The organism is Streptomyces agglomeratus (assembly GCF_001746415.1).
GTDB lineage: Bacteria > Actinomycetota > Actinomycetes > Streptomycetales > Streptomycetaceae > Streptomyces > Streptomyces agglomeratus.
Genome location: NZ_MEHJ01000001.1, coordinates 3140660 through 3162517 on the forward strand (window position 1 = coordinate 3140660; position 21858 = coordinate 3162517).

Genomic DNA, 21858 nt, shown 5'->3' on the forward strand with positions numbered 1-21858 from the left:
AATCCTTCGTACAAGGGGTCGGACACGGCCGGTCCCCCGGCAAAGAATGATTCGGCCGTTCGTAGGGACTCGACAAAGAAAGCCGCCGCGCCGCTGGCCGCCCGGACAGAGACCTGCGCCACACCCGAGGGCTACTGTGCGGTGAGGGAACCCGTCGTACCGTGGTGCGACAAGGGAATTCGCGACTCGCGCGAGCCTCGCATCACGCTCCGTGTGGGCAAGCTCACTATTGGGGATGGGTCGTAGGGCCGTGTCGGCAGTCCCTAAACTCAGCTTGTTTCAAGGAGGGAGCCAATCGTGCGCAAGGTGCTCATCGCCAACCGAGGCGAAATCGCTGTCCGCGTTGCTCGGGCCTGCCGGGATGCCGGAATCGCGAGCGTAGCCGTCTACGCCGATCCGGACCGGGACGCTCTGCACGTCCGCGCGGCCGACGAGGCGTTCGCTCTGGGCGGTGACACCCCGGCCGCCAGTTACCTGGACATGGCCAAGGTGCTCCAGGCCGCCAAGGATTCGGGGGCGGATGCCGTTCACCCCGGCTACGGCTTTCTTTCCGAGAACGCCGAGTTCGCCCAGGCCGTGCTCGACGCGGGACTGACCTGGATCGGCCCGCCGCCGCAGGCCATCCGCGACCTCGGCGACAAGGTCGCGGCCCGGCACATCGCGCAGCGCGCGGGTGCCCCGCTCGTCGCCGGTACGCCGGACCCGGTCTCGGGCGCCGACGAGGTCGTCGCGTTCGCCGAGCAGAACGGCCTGCCGATCGCCATCAAGGCGGCGTTCGGCGGTGGCGGCCGCGGTCTCAAGGTCGCTCGTACGCTCGAAGAGGTGCCGGAGCTGTACGACTCCGCGGTCCGCGAGGCCGTCGCGGCCTTCGGTCGCGGCGAGTGCTTCGTCGAGCGCTACCTCGACAAGCCGCGCCACGTCGAGACGCAGTGCCTGGCCGACAGCCACGGCAACGTCGTGGTCGTCTCCACCCGTGACTGCTCGCTCCAGCGCCGCCACCAGAAGCTGGTGGAGGAGGCCCCCGCGCCGTTCCTGAGCGACGCCCAGAACGCCGAGCTGTACCGCGCGTCCAAGGCCATCCTCAGGGAGGCCGGCTACGTGGGCGCCGGAACCGTCGAGTTCCTCGTCGGCGTCGACGGCACGATCTCCTTCCTGGAGGTCAACACCCGTCTCCAGGTCGAGCACCCGGTCTCCGAAGAGGTCACCGGCATCGACCTGGTCCGCGAGATGTTCCGCATCGCCGACGGCGAGGAGCTGGGGTACGACGACCCGGCCGTGCGCGGGCACTCCATCGAGTTCCGCATCAACGGCGAGGACCCGGGCCGCGGCTTCCTGCCCGCCCCCGGCACGGTGACCGCGTTCGCGCCGCCGTCCGGCCCCGGTGTCCGCCTGGACGCGGGTGTCGAGACCGGGGCGGTCATCGGCCCGGCGTGGGACTCGCTCCTCGCCAAGCTGATCGTCACCGGCGCCACCCGTGAGCAGGCGCTCCAGCGTGCCGCGCGTGCGCTGGCGGAGTTCAACGTCGAGGGCATGGCCACGGCCATCCCGTTCCACCGCGCGGTCGTCGCGGACCCGGCGTTCACCTCCGACCCGTTCACGGTCCACACGCGGTGGATCGAGACCGAGTTCGTCAACGAGATCCCGGCCTTCACCGTGCCGGGCGCCGACGCGGACGAGGACGAGTCGGGTCGCGAGACGATCGTCGTCGAGGTCGGCGGCAAGCGCCTGGAGGTCTCGCTGCCTTCGTCGCTGGGCATGTCCCTGGCCCGTACGGGCCTGGCCGCCGGCGCCAAGCCGAAGCGGCGTGCCGCGAAGAAGTCGGGCCCGGCCGCCTCCGGCGACACCCTCGCCTCGCCCATGCAGGGCACGATCGTCAAGATCGCGGTCGAGGAGGGCCAGGAGGTCAAGGAGGGCGACCTCGTCGTCGTCCTGGAGGCCATGAAGATGGAGCAGCCGCTGAACGCGCACCGTTCCGGCACCGTCAAGGGCCTGGCCGCCGAGGTCGGCGCTTCGGTCACCTCGGGCGCCACCATCTGCGAGATCAAGGACTGACGTCCGGCTGTACGAGCTGAGGGCCCCGCCGGTGTCGGCGGGGCCCTCAGCCCGTAATGGCATCCTGGAGACCGGAGCGGGAGAAGGGCAGGGCCATGGCGACGAGCAGACCCCGGACACCGGGGGAGCTGAACACACCGCCGCCCGAACCGGCAGCGCGCCCGTCGGCGGCGGTGCGGCCCATGCGCGCCGACGCCCGCCGCAATTACGAGCGCGTACTGGCCGAGGCTCGTACCGCCTTCGCCGAGCACGGCACCGACGCGTCACTCGAAGACGTCGCCCGCCGTGCCGGGGTGGGCATCGGCACGCTGTACCGGCACTTCCCCACCCGGCTCGCCCTGATGAGCGCGGTCTTCCAGGGCGCTGTCGACGAACTGATCGCGCATTCGCGCGAGCTCGCCGACAGCGAGGCGCCCTGCTCGGCACTCGTCACCTGGCTGCGCGACATCATCTCTCACGCGGGTGAGTACCGGGGTCTCGCCCGCGAGCTCATGTCGGCCTCGCACGACCGGACTTCCGCCCTCGCGCGATGCAGTACACCCATGAACGCGGCGGGCGAGCGGCTGCTCGTACGGGCCCAGGAGAGCGGCGCCGTCAGGCCCGACGTGTCGATCGGTGACCTGATGCAGCTGACCAACGCCATCGCGCTGGCCGCCGAACAGGCGCCGGACGATCCGGAGTTGGCCGACCGCCTGCTGACGCTGACGCTCAAGGGGCTGCGGGCGGAGCCGGCGGCGTAACCGCGAAACCGCTCAGCGGCGGCGCAGATCGGCGACGCGCGCCCGCTCCCGCTCGGCGGGCCCCGACTGGTCCGCGAGCGATCCGGCACTGCGCAGCGGCGCGCCGCCGCCCGGGCCACCGGGGTGCGTACGCCGCTGGCCGGGCAGCGGCATGTCGCGGCGCGGCTGACGCCCCGGCGGGACGGCATCGCCCCCGGGACCCACTGCTCCCGGCCCGGCGACGGCGATCTGCACGCCCTGATCCGCCAGGGCCTGCAACTCGGTGGCCGCACGGTCGTCGTGCTGCGGCGGCTCGTCGGTCACCAGGCGGGTGATCACGTCGGTCGGCACGGTCTGGAACATGGTGTCGGTGCCGAGCTTGGTGTGGTCCGCGAGGACCACCACCTCGGCGGCGGCCTGCACCAGGGCCCTGTCGACGCTGGCCGACAGCATGTTGGAGGTGGACAGACCGCGCTCGGCGGTCAGTCCGCTGCCGGAGAGGAAGGCCCGGGAGACCCGCAGCCCCTGGAGGGACTGCTCGGCGCCACTGCCGACCAGCGCGTAGTTCGAACCGCGCAGGGTGCCGCCGGTCATGACGACCTCGACGCGGTTGGCGTGCGCCAACGCCTGCGCCACCAGCAGCGAGTTGGTGACGACGGTGAGCCCGGGGACCCGGGCGAGCCGTCTGGCCAGCTCCTGCGTGGTCGTCCCGGCGCCGACGACGATGGCTTCGCCCTCTTCGACGAGTCCCGCGGCGAGGTCGGCGATGGCCGTCTTCTCCGCGGTCGCGAGATGGGATTTCTGCGGAAAGCCGGACTCCCGCGTGAAACCGCCCGGCAGTACCGCACCGCCGTGCCGGCGGTCGAGGAGTCCTTCTGCCTCCAGCGCCCGCACGTCCCGCCGTACGGTCACTTCGGAGGTCTGGACGACGCGGGCGAGCTCACGGAGGGATACAGCCCCGTTGGCGCGCACCATTTCGAGGATCAATTGGCGACGTTCTGCAGCGAACACGAAACTGACAGTAACCTGGGCGACCGATAGTTCTCAGCAGTTTGCGCCGAATAACAGAAGTTGCGCCCAAAGTGGGGCACGGAGTGGTATAAGCGCGTACGCCGGGTGAACGGGCCGCGCGACCGCTGCGCCGGCCCGCTCACCACGCGGTGCGGGGCTACGCCTCGGCGGACGTCTTGCGGGTGTGCAGCTGCCGTGCGACCTCGGCGATCGATCCCGACAGGGACGGATAGACCGTGAACGCGTTCGCGATCTGTTCCACGGTCAGGTTGTTGTCGACCGCGATCGAAATCGGGTGGATCAGCTCGCTCGCGTGCGGCGAGACGACGCAGCCGCCGACCACGATGCCCGTGCCCGGGCGGCAGAAGATCTTGACGAAGCCGTCGCGGATGCCCTGCATCTTGGCGCGGGGGTTGCGCAGCAGCGGCAGTTTCACCACGCGCGCCTCGATCTTCCCTGAGTCCACGTCGGACTGGCTGTAGCCGACCGTGGCGATCTCGGGGTCGGTGAAGACGTTCGCCGAGACGGTCTTGAGGTTCAGCGGGGTCACCGCGTCGCCGAGGAAGTGGTACATCGCGATGCGGCCCTGCATGGCGGCGACCGACGCGAGTGCGAACACCCCGGTCACGTCGCCCGCCGCGTACACGCCCGGCGCGCTGGTGCGCGAAACCCGGTCGGTCAGGATGTGGCCCGAGTCCTTGAGCCGGACCCCGGACTCCTCCAGGCCCATGCCCGCCGTGTTCGGGATGGCGCCGACGGCCATCAGGCAGTGCGTACCACTGATGACACGCCCGTCGGACAGGGTCACCTCGACGCGGTCGCCCACCCGCTTGGCGGACTCGGCGCGCGAGCGGGCCATGACGTTCATGCCCCGGCGCCGGAAGACGTCCTCCAGAACCGCGGCGGCGTCCGGGTCCTCGCCCGGCAGCACGCGGTCGCGCGAGGAGACGAGAGTGACGCGCGAGCCGAGCGCCTGGTACGCGCCGGCGAACTCGGCGCCCGTGACACCGGAGCCGACCACGATGAGCTCCTCCGGGAGCTCGTCGAGGTCGTACACCTGTGTCCAGTTCAGGATGCGCTCACCGTCGGGGAGCGCGTCGGGGATCTCGCGCGGGTGGCCGCCCGTCGCGATCAGCACCGCGTCGGCGGTGAGGCGCTCCTCGTTGCCGTCGCCGTACGTCACGACGACCGTGCGCGAGCCGTCGGCGTCCTGCTGGCCCTCCAGCCGGCCCCGGCCGCGCAGCACGCGCGCGCCGGCACGTGTGACGGACGCGGTGATGTCGTGGGACTGCGCGAGCGCGAGGCGCTTCACGCGGCGGTTGACCTTGCCCAGGTCCACGCCGACCACGCGGGCCGCCTGCTCGACGTGCGGCGTGTCGTCGGCGACGATGATGCCCAACTCCTCGTACGAAGAGTCGAAGGTCGTCATCACCTCGGCCGTCGCGATCAGAGTCTTGGACGGCACGCAGTCGGTGAGCACCGACGCCCCGCCCAGACCGTCGCTGTCGACGACGGTCACCTCCGCGCCGAGCTGGGCGCCCACCAGGGCCGCCTCGTATCCGCCGGGTCCGCCACCGATGATCACGATCCGGGTCACGAAAAAGTCCGCCTCGCATTGTCAATCCCGGCCCGCCTGCCCGCTCGGCCGGGGATCCGGGGATCGCCCGGGGGGAATGCAGTACGTACTCCATTGTCCCGCACGCTTCAAGGTGCTTCCGCCCCGGGGCCGCCATCCGGCCGCAACGCTCCACGGCCCCCGCTCCTCCACCCCCTCCCGTACCCTCGGACCCATGTCGCTCTACGCCGCGTACGCCGGCAACCTCGACGCGCGGCTGATGACGCGCCGCGCACCGCACTCACCGCTGCGCGGGACCGGCTGGCTCAACGGCTGGCGGCTGACCTTCGGCGGCGAGTCGATGGGCTGGGACGGCGCGCTCGCCACCATCGTGGAAGCCCCGCGTTCACAGGTCTTCGTCGCGCTCTACGACATCGCTCCCATGGACGAGGACTCCATGGACCGCTGGGAAGGTGTCGGACTCGACATCTACCGCCGGATGCGCGTGCGGGTGCACACCCTGGAGGGCGAGGAGCCGACCTGGCTGTACGTCCTGAACGGGTACGAGGGCGGCCTCCCCTCGGCCCGCTACCTCGGGGAACTCGCCGACGCGGCGGAGTCCGCGGGCGCCCCGCACGACTACGTGATGGAGCTGCGCAAGCGCCCCTGCTGAGGGGTGTGAGCCGGCCTTCGTCCGATCCGACAAAGCAACGATCGCAACACCGTCGGCAGCGACATCTACGCGCGTAGGGATTCACCGGTTACCCTCGTCGGCGTGAACGCATCTGTTACCCCCGCCCCCACCGACGGCTTCGCCGACCCCCACGCGACAGCCGACGCCGCCGCCGCCCGCCTGCGGGAGCTGACCGGCGCCGAGACCCACGACGTCGCCCTCGTGATGGGGTCGGGCTGGGTGCCCGCCGCCGAGGCGCTGGGCGCGCCCGAGCACGAGTTCCCGGTCACCGAGCTGCCCGGCTTCCCGCCGCCGGCCGTCGCCGGACACGCCGGCACCGTCCGCTCGTACAAGATCGGCGACAAGCGCGCGCTGGTCTTCCTCGGCCGTACGCACTACTACGAGGGCCGTGGTGTCGCCGCCGTCTCGCACGGCGTGCGCACCGCCGTCGCCGCCGGCTGCAAGACCGTCGTCCTCACCAACGGCTGCGGTGGCCTGCGTGCGGGCATGCGCCCCGGCCAGCCGGTCCTCATCAGCGACCACATCAACCTGACGGCCACCTCGCCGATCATCGGGGCGAACTTCGTGGACCTGACGGACCTGTACTCGCCGCGCCTGCGCGCGCTGTGCAAGGAGGTGGACGCCACCCTGGAGGAGGGCGTGTACGTCCAGTTCCCCGGCCCGCACTACGAGACGCCCGCCGAGATCAACATGGTCCGCGTCATGGGCGGCGACCTGGTCGGCATGTCCACCGTCCTGGAGGCCATCGCGGCGCGCGAGGCGGGTGCGGAGGTGCTCGGCATCTCGCTGGTCACCAACCTGGCCGCCGGTCTGACGGGCGAGCCGCTGAACCACGAGGAAGTCCTCCAGGCCGGCCGCGACTCGGCGACCCGCATGGGCGCGCTCCTGGCCCAGGTCCTCGAACGCATCTGACCCCCGGCCTCCGGCCTCCGCCCGGCCGCGCCCCCTGCGGTCCCCGCGAAATGTCCGTGCGGCTGCCTTCGGCCCGTCCGCCGAGGACAGCCGCACGCGGCACGACCGGCCGCGCCGGATCCGGCACGTCCGGGTCCGGCGCCGGCCCCGGTTCGGGAAGAGCCGCGTGGGGGAACAAGCTCGCCGCAGGCGAATCGCAACGCACCACACACGAGAGGTGGACCACATCGTGCAGCAGGAGCAGGAGCTCATCGCGCGGGCGCGGGCCTGGCTGGCCGAGGACCCGGACAGCGAAACCCGCGACGAGCTCGCCAAGCTCATCGACGCCGAGGCTCTGGACGAGATCGGCGCCCGGTTCGCCGGCACCCTCCAGTTCGGCACCGCGGGCCTCCGTGGCGAGCTCGGTGCGGGCCCCATGCGGATGAACCGCGCCGTGGTCGTCCGAGCCGCCGCCGGCCTGGCCGCGTACCTCAAGGCGAAGGGGCAGACGGACGGCCTCGTCGTCATCGGCTACGACGCCCGCCACAAGAGCGCCGACTTCGCCCGCGACACCGCCGCCGTGATGACCGGCGCCGGTCTGCGCGCCGCCCTGCTGCCCCGCCCGCTGCCGACCCCCGTCCTGGCCTTCGCCATAAGGCACCTGAGCGCCGTGGCCGGCGTCGAGGTCACCGCCAGCCACAACCCGCCCCGCGACAACGGCTACAAGGTCTACCTCGGCGACGGCTCGCAGATCGTGCCGCCCGCCGACGCGGAGATCGCGGCGGAGATCGCCGCCGTGGCGTCCCTCGCGGACGTGCCGCGCCCCGAGACGGGCTGGTTCACCCTCAACGAGGAGGTCCTGGAGGCGTACCTCGCCCGTACGGACGAGGTCCTCACCGCCGGGTCCCCGCGCACCGCCCGCGTCGTCTACACCGCCATGCACGGCGTCGGCAAGGAGGTCCTGACGGCCGCCTTCGCCCGCGCCGGGTTCCCCGAGCCGGTCCTCGTCGCCGAGCAGGCCGAGCCCGACCCGGACTTCCCCACGGTCGCCTTCCCCAACCCGGAGGAGCCGGGGGCCATGGACCTGGCCTTCGCCACCGCCCGCCGCGCGCGGCCCGACCTGATCGTCGCGAACGACCCGGACGCGGACCGCTGCGCCGTCGCCGTGCCCGTGCCCGGCACCGACGAGTGGCGGATGCTGCGCGGCGACGAGGTCGGCGCGCTGCTCGCGGCGCACCTGGTCCACAAGGGCGCGAGCGGCACCTTCGCGGAGTCGATCGTGTCGTCGTCCCTGCTCGGCCGGATCGCCGCCGCGGCGGGTCTGCCGTACGAGGAGACGCTGACCGGCTTCAAGTGGATCGCCCGCGTCGACGGACTGCGCTACGGCTACGAGGAGGCGCTCGGCTACTGCGTCGACCCCGAGGGCGTACGCGACAAGGACGGCATCACGGCGGCGCTCCTGGTCACCGAGCTGGCGTCCGTGCTGAAGTCCCAGGACCGTACGCTCCTCGACCTGCTCGACGACCTTGCCGTCGAGCACGGCCTGCACGCCACCGACCAGCTGTCGGTCCGCGTCCAGGACCTCACGGTGATCGCCGACGCCATGAGCCGCCTGCGCGCGCAGCCGCCCGCCTCCCTCGCGGGACTGACCGTCACCTCGGCCGAGGACCTGACGCGCGGCACCGACAAGCTGCCGCCGACCGACGGTCTGCGGTACTACCTGGACGGTGAGGTGAAGGCCCGCGTGATCGTCCGGCCGAGCGGCACCGAGCCGAAGCTCAAGTGCTACCTGGAGGCCGTCGTACCGGTCGGCGGCCCGAGCGAGCTGGCGGGCGCCAAGGAGCGGGCCGAGGGCATCCTCGCCGCGATCAAGCGCGACCTGTCGGCGGCCGCCGGTATCTGATCACCGCGTACGGGCGGCCGGTTCCCTGCCCGGGACCGACCGCCCGGACGAGTGGTTTGCGTACGGCAGGTGATGCAGCGCTCCGTGCCCTCCGCCGACCGTGCGAGGAAGGGTGACCCGGTATCCCCCGCCGAGTCCCAGGAGCCGCCGCAGTGCCCCCGACCGCACCCCCGGTGACCGCCAGGCCCCGCACGGCCGTCCCAGCCGTCAGGCGCCCGTGCGGAGGAGCGCGGGACCGGCCGCTGACGTCCCTGCGGCGGGCCGCCCCGGCCCTGGCGGGGTACGTCGCCGTACGCCTCGCCGGGGTACTGCTGCTCGCGCACTGGGCCCACCTCAAGGGCCACGGCCTGTGGCCCGCCCTCGCCACCTCCTGGGACTCCCGCTGGTACCTGGAGATCGCCGACAGCGGGTACGACACCGCCCTCGGCACCGCCCGCAACAGCAACAACCTCGCGTTCTTCCCGCTCTACCCGGCACTGATCAAGGCCGTCGCGGCCGTCACCCCGGGCTCGCGGGCCGGCGTCGGCGTGCTCCTCGCCGTCGTCTGTTCCCTGGTCGCCGCCTGGGGGATCTTCGCCGTGGGCGACCGGCTGTACGGGCGCCGCGCCGGCACTCTGCTGACCGTCCTGTGGGGCTGCGCGCCGGTCGCAGCCGTCCAGTGGATGGGCTACACGGAGTCGCTGTTCACCGCGCTGACGGCCTGGGCGCTCCATTGCGTGCTCACCGGCCGGTGGCTGTGGGCGGGCTCCCTCGCCGCCCTCGCCGGCCTGACCCGCCCCACCGGCGTCGCGGTCGCGGCCGCCGTCTCGGTCACGGCGGTGGTGGCGTTGTGGCAGGCGCGGCGGAGCGGAGGGGGACCGCGCGCCGCCGTGCTCGCGGCCGGGCTGATCGCGCCGCTGGGGTGGACCGGTTACGTCGCCTGGGTGGGCGTACGGCTCGGCCGCTGGGACGGCTACCTCGCCGTACAGAAGCTGTGGCTCAACGACTGGGACGGCGGCGCCGACACGCTGCGCGAGGTGCGCCGCTTGCTCCTCTACCAGTCGAGACCGCACCTGTACCTGGTGGTGGTGACACTGGTGCTGTTCTTCTCCGTCGCCATGTTCGCGCTCTGCGCCGCCGAACGGCAGCCGCTGCCCCTGCTCGTGTTCACCGGCGTCATGCTGCTGGTCGTCCTCGGCAGCGGCGGCGTCTACTTCCCGCGCGCCCGTTTCCTGCTCCCCGCCTTCCCGCTGCTGCTGCCGGTGGCGCTGGCGGTGGCGCGGGCGCGGCGGCTCACCGCGGTGATGGTGCTGGCCGCGACGGCGCTCTCGTCCCTCTGGTTCGGGGCGTACATGCAACTGGTCTGGCCGGGCCCACCGTAACCACACACCCCGCCATCGCACTCCACTGCCGACATGCCGAGGCGCTCCACCCCCGGCATCGCACTCCACGTGCCGGCAGGGAACGTTCCGGGGCGCTCCACCCCGGCATCGCACTCCACGGTGCCGGCAGGGAACGTTCCGGGGCGCTCCACCCCGGCATCGCACTCCACGGTGCCGGGAGGGGACGTGCCGGGGCGCTCCCCGCAGGGCGTCGAACGCAACCACCCCGCAGGCAACGTAGCGCTGTCCGCACGTTCGACGCCCGAGGAGACGCCCCGGCACGGCACCGACCCCCACGCCCCCGCGAAAAACGCCCCCGCCGAACCCGCCGCGCCCCCTTACGCCGTGGCGAAAAGCACGGCGAGCGCGATCGCCCCCACCACGCACGGCGCGATGATCCCGTACGCCCAGCGGACGACCGGCTCCCCCTGCGCGGTCGGCCGCGACGCGCACCGCTCGGCCTGCTCCCGCAGGTCGTCGACGGTCTGGTCGGCCGGCGCCCGCCGGGACCGCGCGTCGGTGACGTCGGCGGTCGCGGACGTCCGGCCGTACGGGTCGTCCGTAGCCCGCCTGGCCTGCTGGCGGGCGACGCGCTTGCGCTGGCGCAGCGAGACGGGGACCGCCCAGAGCTGGTACTTCGTGCCGCCCGCGAACACCTCGCTGGAGTAACCGGCCCGTACGCCCTCGACCGCCCCCCAGGGCAGCGTGATCGTACGGAAGGGGTTGCGGATCCGCAGCCGGTCGTCGTTGGCGAAGACGGCGGGCCGCAGCGTGAAGGCGACCACCAGCGGTACGGCGAACAGCAGCCCCGCCACCGCGGCCCACGGCGTACGCCCTTCTCCGCGCACCAGCGCGTCGCCGCCGATCCAGGCCGCCAGCAGAAGCACCAGAACTCCGCTGATCAGAGCGGCGGTCGACCGGTAGACCCGGTCGGCGTACGGAGGCTCGGCGGGCCCGCCGGGGTTGTTCGGCGTGCGGGGGCTGCTAGTCATGCGGCCGATTCTGCCTCACGTCACACCGGTCCGGCCGGGCCCGGGGGTGTACAGGTCGCTACGCGCGTAGATATGCTGCAGTGGTGACCATGCCCACCACTGCACCCGCATCCGCGTTCGCCGACGTGACCGCGTCCGACGCCGCGCTGCGCCGCTTCCTGCACGGGCTCCCCGGCGTAGACACCGTCGGCCTCGAAGCGCGCGCCGCGTCCCTCGGTACCCGTTCGATCAAGACCACGTCCAAGGCGTACGCCATTGACCTGGCCATCTCCATGATCGACCTGACCACGCTCGAAGGCGCGGACACCCCGGGCAAGGTCCGGGCGCTCTGCGCCAAGGGCGCCAATCCCGACCCGACCGACCGCACGACGCCGCGCGTCGCGGCGATCTGCGTCTACCCGGACATGGCGGCCACCGCCAAGGAAGCCCTGAGCGGCACGGGTATCAAGGTCGCCTCCGTGGCCACCGCCTTCCCGGCCGGCCGCGCCGCGCTCCCCGTCAAGCTCGCCGACGTACGGGACGCGGTCGAGGCCGGAGCCGACGAGATCGACATGGTGATCGACCGGGGAGCCTTCCTCTCCGGTCACTACCTGAAGGTCTACGAGGAGATCGTGGCCGTGAAGGCCGAGTGCGGCGACAAGGCCCGCCTCAAGGTCATCTTCGAGACCGGCGAGCTGTCGACGTACGACAACATCCGCCGCGCGTCCTGGATCGGGATGCTGGCGGGCGCCGACTTCATCAAGACGTCCACCGGCAAGGTCGGCGTCAACGCCACCCCGCCGAACACCCTGCTCATGCTCGAGGCCGTACGCGACTTCAAGGCGCAGACTGGAATCCAGATCGGCGTGAAGCCGGCCGGCGGCATCCGCACCACCAAGGACGCGATCAAGTTCCTGGTGCTGGTCAACGAGACGGTCGGCGAGGACTGGCTCACGAACGAATGGTTCCGCTTCGGCGCCTCCTCGCTGCTGAACGACCTGCTGATGCAGCGGCAGAAGCTGAGCACCGGCCGTTACTCCGGTCCCGACTACGTGACGGTGGACTGATCACCATGGCATCCGCATTCGAGTACGCACCCGCTCCCGAGTCCCGCTCGGTCGTCGACATCGCGCCGTCCTACGGCCTGTTCATCGACGGCGAGTTCACCGACGCGGCCGACGGCAAGGTCTTCAAGACCGTGTCGCCGTCCACCGAGGAAGTGCTCTCCGAGGTCGCCCGCGCGGGCGCCGAGGACGTCGACCGCGCCGTGAAGGCGGCCCGCAAGGCGTTCGAGAAGTGGTCCGCGCTGCCGGGCGCCGAGCGCGCCAAGTACCTCTTCCGCATCGCGCGGATCATCCAGGAGCGCTCGCGCGAGCTGGCCGTCCTGGAGACCCTGGACAACGGCAAGCCGATCAAGGAGACCCGCGACGCGGACCTCCCCCTGGTCGCCGCGCACTTCTTCTACTACGCGGGCTGGGCCGACAAGCTCGACCACGCCGGGTACGGCGCCAACCCGCGCCCCCTGGGCGTCGCGGGCCAGGTCATCCCGTGGAACTTCCCGCTCCTGATGCTGGCGTGGAAGATCGCCCCGGCGCTCGCGACGGGCAACACGGTCGTCCTGAAGCCGGCCGAGACGACGCCGCTCTCCGCGCTGTTCTTCGCGGACATCTGCCGCCAGGCGGGCCTGCCCAAGGGCGTCGTCAACATCCTGCCCGGTTACGGGGACGCCGGCGCCGCGCTCGTCGAGCACCCGGACGTCAACAAGGTCGCCTTCACCGGCTCCACGGCGGTCGGCAAGGCGATCGCCCGCCAGATCGCGGGCACCGACAAGAAGGTGACCCTCGAACTCGGCGGCAAGGGCGCCAACATCGTCTTCGACGACGCCCCCATCGACCAGGCCGTCGAGGGCATCGTCACCGGCATCTTCTTCAACCAGGGCCAGGTCTGCTGCGCGGGCTCCCGCCTGCTGGTCCAGGAGTCGATCCAGGACGAGCTGCTCGACTCCCTCAAGCGCCGGCTCTCCACGCTGCGCCTGGGCGACCCGCTGGACAAGAACACCGACATCGGCGCGATCAACTCCGCCGAGCAGCTCGCCCGTATCACCGCGCTCGCCGAGACGGGCGAGGCGGAGGGCGCCGAGCGCTGGTCCGCGCCGTGCGACCTGCCCTCCTCCGGGTACTGGTTCGCGCCGACGCTCTTCACCGGCGTCACGCAGGCGCACACCGTCGCCCGCGACGAGATCTTCGGACCGGTCCTCTCCGTGCTCTCCTTCCGCACCCCCGACGAGGCGGTCGCCAAGGCGAACAACACGCAGTACGGCCTCTCCGCCGGCATCTGGACGGAGAAGGGCTCGCGCATCCTCGCGGTCGCCAACAAGCTGCGCGCGGGCGTCGTCTGGGCCAACACGTTCAACAAGTTCGACCCGACCTCGCCCTTCGGCGGCTACAAGGAGTCGGGCTTCGGCCGCGAAGGCGGCCGTCACGGCCTGGAGGCGTACCTCGATGTCTGACCGCTTGACTGTCCTCAAGACCTACAAGCTGTACGTCGGGGGCAAGTTCCCCCGCTCCGAGAGCGGCCGGGTGTACGAAGTGACGGACTCGAAGGACAAGTGGCTGGCCAACGCCCCCCTCTCGTCCCGCAAGGACGCCCGTGACGCGGTGGTCGCCGCCCGCAAGGCGTTCGGCGCGTGGTCGGGTGCGACGGCGTACAACCGGGGCCAGGTCCTCTACCGCGTCGCCGAGATGCTGGAAGGCCGCAAGAGCCAGTTCGTCCACGAGGTGGCGCACGCGGAGGGCCTGTCCAAGTCCAAGGCAGCCGAGGTCGTCGAGGCGGCCGTGGACCGCTGGGTCTGGTACGCGGGCTGGACCGACAAGATCGCCCAGATCGTGGGCGGCGCGAACCCGGTAGCGGGCCCGTTCTTCAACCTCTCCACTCCGGAGCCCACGGGCGTCGTCACGGTCGTCGCCCCCCAGGAGTCGTCCTTCCTGGGCCTGGTGTCGGTGATCGCCCCGGTGATCGCGACGGGCAACACGGCCGTCGTCGTCGCCTCGGAGAGGTCCCCGCTGCCCGCGCTCGCCCTCGGCGAGGTGCTGGCCACGTCCGACCTGCCGGGCGGTGTGGTCAACGTCCTGTCCGGGCGTACGCGCGAGATCGCGCTTCCGCTCGCCGCGCACCAGGACGTCAACGCGATCGACCTCTCGGGCGCGGACGCGGACCTGGCGCGCGATCTGGAGATCGCCGCCGCCGACAACCTCAAGCGCGTCCTGCGTCCACAGCCTGTGGACGGGGACTGGTCGGCCGACCCGGGCACGCACCGCCTGACGGCCTTCCTGGAGATGAAGACGGTCTGGCACCCGACGGGCACGCTGGGCGCCTCCGGCTCGGCGTACTGACGCGACGACGCCCCCATGCGGATGGGCCCCGTACCGCTCGCCGGTACGGGGCCCATCCGCTTTCCGCCACTCCCGTGCGGTGCGGCGACACGACGGTCAGCCCGGAAGCAGACCCGTCGCCGGACCCACCAGCGGCAGTTCCCGCAGCGCGTTCCCCTCGGTGAGCGGGGCGGTGACCATGGCGGTGCTGAGGGGCTGGAAGTCGGCGACCTGGGTGCCCAGTCCGTTGTCCAGGGGGTCCACACCGGTCCCGGCCAGCGGGTTCAGGTGGAAGTCCTTGACCGGCCCGACGCCGCTGGCGGTCGCGGCCGTGAGACCGCCGGTCAGGGCCCGGCCCGTGGCCGCCGGATCGAAGTTCTCCAGCGGTACGTCGATCCCGGCCTCCTTCGGCACCGGCGGCGCGGCCTGCGCCGCACCGCCGCCGGCGGCAAGGGCCGCACCGGCGGCGGTGACGGCCAGACCTGCGCGCAGAAGAGCGTTCCGCTGGGACCTGGGACCTGCGTGACGTGCCATGGGATTCCCGCCTGAGTGAGTAATCATGAGCCCACGCAGCGTAGTTGACATGTGATGCTCGATACCAACCTCTTCCCGGTGGAGTCCCCCGACCGGGTCAATGCCGCACAATGGTTCCCCGTGAGTTCATCCCCCATACCGACACGCGTCGTCCTGCTGACGGGGCCCTCCGGCTCCGGAAAGTCGTCGCTCGCCGCCCGTACGGGCCTGCCCGTGCTGCGCCTCGACGACTTCTACAAAGAGGGCGACGATCCCACGCTCCCGCAGGTCGAGGGGAGCACGGACATCGACTGGGACTCCCCGCTGTCGTGGGACGCCGACGCCGCGGTCGCGGCGATCGAGGAGCTGTGCCGTACGGGCCGTACGACGGTCCCGGTGTACTCCATCGCCACCAGCTCGATCGTGGACAGGGAAGCCGTCGACATCGACCGCACGCCGCTGTTCGTGGCGGAGGGGATCTTCGCGGCGGACATCGTGGCGCGCTGCCAGGAACTGGGTGTGCTCGCCGACGCGCTCTGCCTGCGGGGCCGCCCGTCGACGACGTTCCGCCGGCGACTGCTGCGGGATCTGCGGGAGGGACGCAAGTCGGTGCCGTTCCTGCTGCGCAGGGGATGGCGGCTGATGCGGGCCGAGCGGGCGATCGTGGGGCGCCAGACGGCTCTGGGCGCGTACCCGTGCGCGAAGGACGAGGCACTGGGCAGGCTGGCTGCCGCGGCGGCGGGCCGCCACCGCACCCCGGCGACGCGCTGAGCCTGTCCCGGCGGGCCATGTGACCGGTCGGGGCCGGGTCGTTACGCCGTCGCGGGACGGGGAGATCCGACCGACGCCCGGCCCCGCTCCGGCTTCGACTCCTGCTCCTGCTCCTGCTCCTGCTTCGACTCCTGCACCGATCCGGCTCCGGCTTCGGCTTCGTCCGTGATCCGCCGGGCAGAACCGGCCGTGAGGCGCCCGAAAACCAGTGGAGCAGCTCCGCTGTGCGCCGTTACCGTGCTGCCGACCAAGTCGTCTGGGCAAGGACGTGCCGTTGTACACCCTGTGAGACCTCCCGAGCGCTGATTTGTCGCGCGTCGCGCTGTCTGCGCCGCGCTTCTTTTTGCTGCGGACTTCTCACTGAAACCGGTGTACTTCTGTGCTCGAAAACTGGGTGGTCGTGCCCACCTGCCTGCCGACCGTTCTCCGCCGTTGCCACGCGTGCCCGTCCCGGCGCTTCCGGACGAGCGGCAAATTCCGCGTCAACGCCCACCACAAGCTCATCGACGCCTGGCTCCTCGCGCTCTGCGCCACGTGCGGGGAAACCGCGAAGGTCACGGTCCTGGAGCGGATGAACGTGCGTTCCGTACGACCTGAGCTGCTCGACCGGCTGCATGGCAACGACCCTGGCCTGGCAGCCGAGCTGCTCCAGGATCCGGTCGTGCGGCGGCGTAGTCGCATCGCCCTCGACTGGGACAACGCCTGGCGCCTGGACACCGGCGGATCGGATCACCTGGACCGCGGACGGGGTCTCCCCTGCCCGGGCGAAGCAGGGAGTTCGGGGAAGACCGACGTCTCGGTCCGCTTCGCGGCGCGGGTCCCTGTCCGGCCGGTGCGGCTGATCGCCAAAGGTTGCGGTCTCTCGCGGGCCGGGGCCGAGAGACTGATCACGGAGGGGAGGATCGTTTCGGCGGTCCGGCTAAGCGGCAGGCTCTCCGGCGACTTCACCTTCACGCTCAAGCACTGAGCCCTCCTCGGGACCGGAAGCCGGCCCCGACGGGCCGGGACCTGCCCGCGGGATCACGGTCGGAGCGACAGGAGGAGCGGCGCTGCGACGGTGACTGCTCCGTGGAAGCCGCAGGCCCGCCTGTCGAACCCCGTGGCCACGGCCCGGGGTTCGACAACACGTCGATCGTCCCCGCACAGCACAACGCGGCGGGGTCGTACAGGCTCCCCCGCCTGTCCGGCCCCGCCGCGCTTCCCCCGTGCTTCCGCCGTCTCCCCCGAAACGGCGGCCCCCGTCCCCTCAGGCCACCAGCTCGCCGAAGGACTCTTCCTCGTCACGGCCGAAGCTGAGGACCTCGTCCTCGCGCAGCCGGCGCAGTGAACGCCAGATGCTGCTCTTGACCGTGCCGACACTGATGTCGAGGATGTCCGCGATCTCCGGGTCGGTGCGGCCCTCGTAGTACCGCAGGACCAGCATCGTGCGCTGGAGTTCGGGCAGCCGGGCGAGCGCCTGCCACAGCACGGCGCGCAGTTCGGTACCGCGCATCGCGTCCGTGTCGGTCGCCGTCTCCGGCAGTTCCTCGGTCGGGTACTCGTTCAGCTTGCGCCTGCGCCAGGCGCTGATGTGCAGGTTCGTCATCGTGCGGCGCAGATAGCCGCCGACCGCCGCCTTGTCGCTGATCCTGTCCCAGGCGCGGTACGTCGAGAAGAGGGCGCTCTGGAGCAGGTCCTCGGCCTCGTACCGGTCGCCGGTCAGGTGGTAGGCGGTCGCGTACAGGGAGGCGCGGCGCTCCTTGACGTAGGTGGTGAACTCCACCTCCGACACCGAAGTGCCTTCCCCCGTCGCCTCCCGGTACGCCGCTCCCCCGTTCCCCCCGTGTCCCCCGTTGCCCCCCACAGAAGCGTCCGGCAGCGCGGCCACGTGCAACGGCTGCGTGCGCTGACGCCCGATGCCGCGAGCGCACCCCCGCTGGCTCACGGCACCGGACTTCTCGGTGCTCCGCGTGACGTCGTGGAGACGCGTGACAACTGCGCTGGAGGTGGTGCTGTGCAGTGCGTTCATCTCGCGCCCCCCGTCGGTGGAGTCCGTTGCTGTCCGTGTGACCAAGAGCTTGCCGGGCCAGTTTCATCGGGGTGTCCGCCGACTGTCACAGACCTGTCACAGGGACGGGGGCGTTCCAACGGTCGAACCAGCCCTCCCCCATGGGCCAGAATGACCTCTGTGCCTTTCCTGTTGCTGATCGAGGACGACGACGCCATCCGCACGGCCCTCGAACTCTCGCTGTCACGCCAGGGCCACCGTGTGGCCACCGCGGCGACGGGAGAGGACGGCCTGAAGCTGCTGCGCGAGCAGCGGCCCGATCTGATCGTGCTGGACGTGATGCTGCCCGGCATCGACGGATTCGAGGTGTGCCGGCGCATCAGGCGCACCGACCAGCTGCCGATCATCCTGCTGACCGCGCGCAGCGACGACATCGACGTGGTGGTCGGCCTGGAGTCGGGCGCCGACGACTACGTGGTCAAACCGGTGCAGGGGCGGGTCCTCGACGCCCGTATCCGCGCGGTGCTGCGGCGGGGCGAGCGGGAGGCCAACGACGCCGCCGTCTTCGGCAACGTGACCATCGACCGGTCCGCCATGACGGTGACCAAGAACGGTGAGGATCTCCAGCTCACACCGACCGAGCTGCGGCTGCTCCTGGAGCTGAGCCGCCGCCCCGGACAGGCGCTGTCGCGGCAGCAGTTGCTGCGGCTGGTGTGGGAGCACGACTACCTCGGCGACTCGCGGCTGGTCGACGCGTGTGTACAGCGGCTGCGGGCCAAGGTCGAGGACGTACCGTCGTCGCCGACCCTCATCCGTACGGTCCGTGGCGTCGGCTACCGGCTGGACTCGCCTTCGTGAGCCCTGCCCAGGTCAAGTCCTCGCAGGCGGGGCCCCGGTGGACCAGTCTGCGGCTGCGGCTCGTCGTCGTTTTCGCCCTGGTGGCGCTGACGGCCGCCGTCTCCGCGTCGGGCATCGCGTACTGGCTCAACCGCGAGGCGGTGCTGACCCGTACGCAGGACGCGGCGCTGAACAGCTTCCGGCAGGAGATGCAGAACCGCGCGGCCACGCTGCCGCTGCGGCCGACGCAGGCGGAACTCCAGGCCGCGGCGACGCAGATGGCGGCCGGCGGCAGCCCCGGCTACAACGTGCTGCTGGTGGACGAGCGGGAGCCGGGCAAGCCGATCGCGGGGACCTCCGACATCGACGCGCTGACGCTGGAGGACGTACCGCGGGAGCTTCAGGACGCGGTGAACCGGCGGCAGAAGGTCACGGAGGCCAACGAGTTCCCGTACCACCTCTACTGGGTGCGGATCAGTCCCAGGGGCAAGCCGTCCCTGGTCGCGGGCACGAAGGTGATCGGCGGCGGGCCCACCGGCTACATGGTCACCTCCCTGGAGCAGGAGCGCGACGACCTCAACTCGCTGGCGTGGTCCCTCGCGATCGCCACCGCTCTCGCCCTGCTGGGCTCCGCACTGCTCGCGCAGGCGGCCGCGACGACCGTACTCAAGCCCGTGCAACGGCTCGGCGACGCGGCGCGGCGGCTCGGTGAGGGCAAGCTCGACACCCGGCTGCGGGTGTCGGGCACGGACGAACTGGCCGAGCTGTCGCGTACGTTCAACAAGGCCGCCGAGTCGCTGGAGAAGAAGGTCGCGGACATGAGCGCGCGGGAGGAGTCGAGCCGCCGCTTCGTCGCCGACATGTCGCACGAGCTGCGGACCCCGCTGACCGCGATCACGGCTGTGGCGGAGGTCCTGGAGGACGAGGCGGACAACCTCGACCCGATGATCGCGCCCGCCGTGCACCTGGTGGTGAGCGAGACGAGACGGCTGAACGACCTGGTGGAGAACCTGATGGAGGTGACCCGCTTCGACGCGGGTACGGCCCGTCTCGTCCTCGACGACGTCGACGTGGCCGACCAGGTGACCGCCTGCATCGACGCCCGCGCGTGGCTCGACGCGGTGGACCTCGACGCCGAGCGCGGCATCGTGGCCCGCCTCGACCCCCGCCGGCTCGACGTGATCCTCGCGAACCTGATCGGCAACGCGCTCAAGCACGGCGGCTCCCCGGTGCGGGTGTCGGTGCGGCCCGTCGACCACGAACTGCTCATCGAGGTACGGGACCACGGCCCCGGCATCCCCGAGGACGTGCTGCCGCATGTCTTCGACCGGTTCTACAAGGCCAGCGCGTCGCGGCCGCGCTCCGAGGGCAGCGGGCTCGGCCTGTCCATCGCCATGGAGAACGCGCACATTCACGGCGGGGACATCACCGCGTCCAACTCGCCGGAGGGCGGCGCGGTCTTCGTCCTGCGGCTGCCGCTCGACGTGTCACGGGCCGCGGACGGGAACGACGAAGGGGACGACGGCGTGCGGGACGGACAGGAGGGCGACGGCCGGTGAAGAGCGGACTGACCCGTCTCGCGGCCCTCGCAGCGCTCTGCGCCGCGCTCGGCGGATGCGGTATCCGGACGACTTCGGTGCCGGTCGACGCGGGCGCCGCGCCGTCCCGCGTGCCGTGCGAGCTGTCGGCGCAGGACTCGCCCGCCGAGGCTGCGGCCGGCGTACCGCTCCAGGTGTACCTGGTCTGCGGCGCGCAGCTGGTGTCGGTGGACCGCACGGTACGGGTCCCCGAGGAGAAGCTGTCCGACCGTGTGCGGGTCGCCCAGACGCTCCTGGCGGAGCTGAAGAAGGAGCCCGCGAACGAGGAGAAGCAGGCGGGTTTCACCACGGATGTACGGGAGACGCTGGCCGTTTCCGGGGCGCGCGAGGGCGATCCCCGGGACGCGCTGCGGCTGAGCAGCCAGCCGGAGGACCTGCCCACGCACGCTCTGGCGCAGATCGTCTGCACGTACGCGGACAGCGCGGCGGCCGGACCCGACCGGTCCGTGGTGCTCGGCGGGCCGTCCGACGATCCGGTACGCGAGTACCAGTGCACGGCCGCGCTCAAGGCCCGGCCCGAGTCGGTGCTGCCGACGCTGGGCGAGATCCGTCCTTCAGGCCGCTGACCGGTCCGTCGACGCTCTTCGCCTTCGCGCCGCTGGACCGTGCGTCGCGCCGCTGACCGGTCCCCCGTTGCGCCGCGTTCTTCGCGCCGCCGCGTCCTTCGCGCGGCTCCGTCCGCCGGGCTGGTGTGCCGCGCAGGTCACACTGTCGCGCCGGGCGGAACCGATCCGGCCGGTACCCGCGTCTTGGGGGGCGTGCGTCATGGCTCGGACGGCAGCGCCGTCATCATCCGCCTCCGCGCGGCGGGAGGATTACTCCTCGTCGCGCATCTGCTGCTCGTCGCGTCGCTGACGCTGCGCCCTCTGGACGTCCCGTGGGTGACGGCGCCGAACTTCGAGCCGCTGGCCGGCATAGAGGCGGACCTGGCCCTCGGTCCCGCCCGCGCGGCGCGGCGTATCTGTGAAGGGCTTCTGCTGCTGGCGCCGCTCGGCGTGCTGCTGCCGATGGCAGGGGGCCGGCTGTACGTGTCGCCGGTGGCCTCGCTGGCCCGTACGGCTCTGGCGGGCACGCTGTTCTCGCTGGGGATCGAGCTGCTCCAGACCGGGGTGCCGGGCCGGGTCGTCGACGTGGACTCGCTGCTGCTGAACACCGCCGGGGTGGCGCTGGCGCACCTGGCGGTCGTACCGATGGGGCGGGCGCGTCTGCGCCGCCGGGAGGAGCGGTCCCCGGGAGGCGGCGCGGTGCGGCGCAGGGACGAGGTCCCTCAGGGGTCCACCCCGACGATTCCCAGGGTCGGGATCGCCCCGTAGAGCGACGTTTTGGACCGGTCTCCGCGCGCAGTATGGAGGCATCGGGAGGCACACCGGAAGTGACCCCCGGACCAGCTCGCGAGGAGCCCGCCATGACCGCCCTTGTCCGCCCCCGTAACGGCCGAGTGATCGGCGGAGTGTGCGCTGCGCTGGCACGGCGCTTCGGTACCTCGGCGACCACGATGCGAGTGATCTTCGTGGTCTCGTGTCTGCTGCCCGGGCCGCAGTTCCTGCTGTACCTGGCGCTCTGGGTGTTCCTGCCCGGCGAGGAGACCACGAAGACCGCCTGGTAGCCGCGCGTACGAGGACCG

Annotated in this window: 22 protein-coding genes; 16 read left to right on the top strand and 6 right to left on the bottom strand. The window is 71.7% G+C overall.

What is annotated here, in order from left to right:
• The first annotated feature begins 297 nt into the window (after positions 1 to 297).
• Positions 298 to 2052: an acetyl/propionyl/methylcrotonyl-CoA carboxylase subunit alpha gene (locus tag AS594_RS13270; RefSeq protein WP_069927241.1), complete on the top strand. Its 1755-nt coding sequence runs from the start codon at positions 298 to 300 to the stop codon at positions 2050 to 2052.
• 46 nt (positions 2053 to 2098) lie between these two features.
• On the opposite strand, the gene AS594_RS44640 is transcribed toward AS594_RS13270, so the two are convergent.
• On the bottom strand, positions 2099 to 2236 hold the full coding sequence (locus AS594_RS44640) for a hypothetical protein (RefSeq protein WP_167368016.1): 138 nt from the start codon (positions 2234 to 2236) through the stop codon (positions 2099 to 2101).
• On the opposite strand from AS594_RS44640, the gene AS594_RS13275 reads away from it, so the two are divergent.
• Entirely contained in the window at positions 2235 to 2792 is a 558-nt protein-coding gene (locus AS594_RS13275) for a TetR/AcrR family transcriptional regulator (protein ID WP_069927242.1), read from the top strand. The genes AS594_RS44640 and AS594_RS13275 overlap by 2 nt on opposite strands.
• Before the next feature lie 12 nt (positions 2793 to 2804).
• Here the strand turns inward: AS594_RS13275 and AS594_RS13280 are convergent, their stop codons facing one another.
• Entirely contained in the window at positions 2805 to 3782 is a 978-nt protein-coding gene (locus AS594_RS13280) for a DeoR/GlpR family DNA-binding transcription regulator (protein ID WP_079144634.1), read from the bottom strand.
• 157 nt (positions 3783 to 3939) lie between these two features.
• Positions 3940 to 5379 carry an NAD(P)H-quinone dehydrogenase gene (locus AS594_RS13285; RefSeq protein ID WP_069927244.1) on the bottom strand — a complete coding sequence of 480 codons (1440 nt, stop codon included), beginning with the start codon at positions 5377 to 5379 and terminating at the stop codon, positions 3940 to 3942.
• Positions 5380 to 5572: 193 nt separating this feature from the next.
• On the opposite strand from AS594_RS13285, the gene AS594_RS13290 reads away from it, so the two are divergent.
• The 4 genes from AS594_RS13290 (at position 5573) to AS594_RS13305 (ending at position 10186) form a co-directional block, all read left to right on the top strand.
• Positions 5573 to 6010: a gamma-glutamylcyclotransferase family protein gene (locus tag AS594_RS13290; RefSeq protein WP_069930491.1), complete on the top strand. Its 438-nt coding sequence runs from the start codon at positions 5573 to 5575 to the stop codon at positions 6008 to 6010.
• A 102-nt stretch (positions 6011 to 6112) separates the two neighbouring features.
• Positions 6113 to 6943, top strand: coding sequence for a purine-nucleoside phosphorylase (locus AS594_RS13295; protein ID WP_069927245.1), 831 nt, complete (start codon positions 6113 to 6115; stop codon positions 6941 to 6943).
• Between the two features lie 229 nt (positions 6944 to 7172).
• Positions 7173 to 8825, top strand: a complete 1653-nt coding sequence (locus AS594_RS13300) for a phospho-sugar mutase (protein ID WP_069930492.1) — start codon at positions 7173 to 7175, stop codon at positions 8823 to 8825.
• A gap of 152 nt (positions 8826 to 8977) precedes the next feature.
• Positions 8978 to 10186: a glycosyltransferase family 39 protein gene (locus AS594_RS13305; protein WP_167368017.1), complete on the top strand. Its 1209-nt coding sequence runs from the start codon at positions 8978 to 8980 to the stop codon at positions 10184 to 10186.
• Between the two features lie 338 nt (positions 10187 to 10524).
• Here the strand turns inward: AS594_RS13305 and AS594_RS13310 are convergent, their stop codons facing one another.
• Entirely contained in the window at positions 10525 to 11178 is a 654-nt protein-coding gene (locus tag AS594_RS13310; protein WP_069927247.1) for a PH domain-containing protein, read from the bottom strand.
• A gap of 89 nt (positions 11179 to 11267) precedes the next feature.
• On the opposite strand from AS594_RS13310, the gene deoC reads away from it, so the two are divergent.
• The 3 genes from deoC to AS594_RS13325 are packed head-to-tail and all read left to right on the top strand — an operon-like array spanning position 11268 to position 14549.
• A complete protein-coding gene (gene deoC / locus AS594_RS13315) occupies positions 11268 to 12224 on the top strand; it encodes a deoxyribose-phosphate aldolase (protein WP_069930493.1) in 957 nt (318 codons plus the stop codon).
• A 5-nt stretch (positions 12225 to 12229) separates the two neighbouring features.
• Positions 12230 to 13666 (top strand): aldehyde dehydrogenase family protein, encoded by a 1437-nt coding sequence (locus AS594_RS13320; RefSeq protein ID WP_069927248.1) that lies wholly within the window; start codon positions 12230 to 12232, stop codon positions 13664 to 13666.
• Positions 13659 to 14549 carry an aldehyde dehydrogenase family protein gene (locus tag AS594_RS13325; RefSeq protein WP_069927249.1) on the top strand — a complete coding sequence of 297 codons (891 nt, stop codon included), beginning with the start codon at positions 13659 to 13661 and terminating at the stop codon, positions 14547 to 14549. The genes AS594_RS13320 and AS594_RS13325 overlap by 8 nt, the downstream gene beginning before the upstream one ends.
• Positions 14550 to 14645: 96 nt before the next feature.
• Here the strand turns inward: AS594_RS13325 and AS594_RS13330 are convergent, their stop codons facing one another.
• Positions 14646 to 15062, bottom strand: a complete 417-nt coding sequence (locus tag AS594_RS13330; protein WP_069927250.1) for a hypothetical protein — start codon at positions 15060 to 15062, stop codon at positions 14646 to 14648.
• Between the two features lie 54 nt (positions 15063 to 15116).
• Between AS594_RS13330 and AS594_RS13335 the strand changes: the two genes are divergently transcribed.
• On the top strand, positions 15117 to 15812 hold the full coding sequence (locus AS594_RS13335) for a uridine kinase family protein (RefSeq protein ID WP_069927251.1): 696 nt from the start codon (positions 15117 to 15119) through the stop codon (positions 15810 to 15812).
• A 379-nt stretch (positions 15813 to 16191) separates the two neighbouring features.
• Complete coding sequence (locus AS594_RS13340; RefSeq protein ID WP_069932923.1) at positions 16192 to 16779, top strand: DUF1062 domain-containing protein; 588 nt, start codon at positions 16192 to 16194, stop codon at positions 16777 to 16779.
• A gap of 279 nt (positions 16780 to 17058) precedes the next feature.
• Here the strand turns inward: AS594_RS13340 and AS594_RS13345 are convergent, their stop codons facing one another.
• Positions 17059 to 17820 carry a SigE family RNA polymerase sigma factor gene (locus AS594_RS13345; RefSeq protein WP_069932922.1) on the bottom strand — a complete coding sequence of 254 codons (762 nt, stop codon included), beginning with the start codon at positions 17818 to 17820 and terminating at the stop codon, positions 17059 to 17061.
• Between the two features lie 159 nt (positions 17821 to 17979).
• On the opposite strand from AS594_RS13345, the gene afsQ1 reads away from it, so the two are divergent.
• The 5 genes from afsQ1 to AS594_RS13370 all read left to right on the top strand — a co-directional run bounded on the left by afsQ1 (position 17980) and on the right by AS594_RS13370 (position 21840).
• Positions 17980 to 18657, top strand: coding sequence for a two-component system response regulator AfsQ1 (afsQ1, locus tag AS594_RS13350; protein ID WP_176733210.1), 678 nt, complete (start codon positions 17980 to 17982; stop codon positions 18655 to 18657).
• Positions 18654 to 20195: a sensor histidine kinase gene (locus tag AS594_RS13355; protein ID WP_069927254.1), complete on the top strand. Its 1542-nt coding sequence runs from the start codon at positions 18654 to 18656 to the stop codon at positions 20193 to 20195. The genes afsQ1 and AS594_RS13355 overlap by 4 nt, the downstream gene beginning before the upstream one ends.
• Positions 20192 to 20800, top strand: coding sequence for a hypothetical protein (locus AS594_RS13360; protein ID WP_069927255.1), 609 nt, complete (start codon positions 20192 to 20194; stop codon positions 20798 to 20800). The genes AS594_RS13355 and AS594_RS13360 overlap by 4 nt, the downstream gene beginning before the upstream one ends.
• 183 nt (positions 20801 to 20983) lie before the next feature.
• A complete protein-coding gene (locus AS594_RS13365; RefSeq protein WP_079144633.1) occupies positions 20984 to 21547 on the top strand; it encodes a VanZ family protein in 564 nt (187 codons plus the stop codon).
• Positions 21548 to 21639: 92 nt separating this feature from the next.
• On the top strand, positions 21640 to 21840 hold the full coding sequence (locus AS594_RS13370) for a PspC domain-containing protein (protein ID WP_069927257.1): 201 nt from the start codon (positions 21640 to 21642) through the stop codon (positions 21838 to 21840).
• The last annotated feature ends 18 nt before the right edge of the window (positions 21841 to 21858 follow it).

Coding starts and splice junctions, on each gene's coding strand:
- AS594_RS13275 (WP_069927242.1), top strand. CDS start 2,235: ATGCGCGCCGACGCCCGCCGCAATTACGAGCGCGTACTGGCCGAGGCT.
- AS594_RS44640 (WP_167368016.1), bottom strand. CDS start 2,236: ATGGGCCGCACCGCCGCCGACGGGCGCGCTGCCGGTTCGGGCGGCGGT.
- AS594_RS13290 (WP_069930491.1), top strand. CDS start 5,573: ATGTCGCTCTACGCCGCGTACGCCGGCAACCTCGACGCGCGGCTGATG.
- AS594_RS13310 (WP_069927247.1), bottom strand. CDS start 11,178: ATGACTAGCAGCCCCCGCACGCCGAACAACCCCGGCGGGCCCGCCGAG.
- deoC (WP_069930493.1), top strand. CDS start 11,268: ATGCCCACCACTGCACCCGCATCCGCGTTCGCCGACGTGACCGCGTCC.
- AS594_RS13320 (WP_069927248.1), top strand. CDS start 12,230: ATGGCATCCGCATTCGAGTACGCACCCGCTCCCGAGTCCCGCTCGGTC.
- AS594_RS13325 (WP_069927249.1), top strand. CDS start 13,659: ATGTCTGACCGCTTGACTGTCCTCAAGACCTACAAGCTGTACGTCGGG.
- AS594_RS13330 (WP_069927250.1), bottom strand. CDS start 15,062: ATGGCACGTCACGCAGGTCCCAGGTCCCAGCGGAACGCTCTTCTGCGC.
- AS594_RS13335 (WP_069927251.1), top strand. CDS start 15,117: ATGCTCGATACCAACCTCTTCCCGGTGGAGTCCCCCGACCGGGTCAAT.
- AS594_RS13345 (WP_069932922.1), bottom strand. CDS start 17,820: ATGAACGCACTGCACAGCACCACCTCCAGCGCAGTTGTCACGCGTCTC.
- AS594_RS13370 (WP_069927257.1), top strand. CDS start 21,640: ATGACCGCCCTTGTCCGCCCCCGTAACGGCCGAGTGATCGGCGGAGTG.